The sequence below is a fragment of the Pseudomonas sp. PS01300 genome (assembly GCF_029960155.1).
Classification (GTDB): Bacteria; Pseudomonadota; Gammaproteobacteria; order Pseudomonadales; family Pseudomonadaceae; genus Aquipseudomonas; species Aquipseudomonas palmensis.
Genome location: NZ_JASCPN010000179.1, coordinates 1 through 255, shown reverse-complemented (window position 1 = coordinate 255; position 255 = coordinate 1). Strand labels below are relative to the sequence as shown.

Genomic DNA, 255 nt, shown 5'->3' with positions numbered 1-255 from the left:
AGCGAATCAAAGAGCTTGAGCAGCAGCTTGAGCTGATGAGCCAGAAGGCCCAGTTCTTTGAAACGGTCGTTGATGTTCTGAAAAATGACTATGGTGTCTCGGTCGTAAAAAAGCGATCCGGCAAGTCCTCTCGCAAGGTCAAGTCGCAGGACTGAGCATTGCCAGGGCTTGTCAGTTTCTAGGCATCAGTCGACAGGCTTACTACAAGCGCAACCGAGCTGCTGATGGCAAAGAGCGCCAGGCAGATCGGGTGGT

1 pseudogene is annotated in these 255 nt (G+C 52.5%); it reads left to right on the top strand.

The annotated features are described in order from the left end of the window. A pseudogene (locus tag QMX96_RS26965) lies at positions 1–255 on the top strand (IS3 family transposase); the annotation flags it as partial.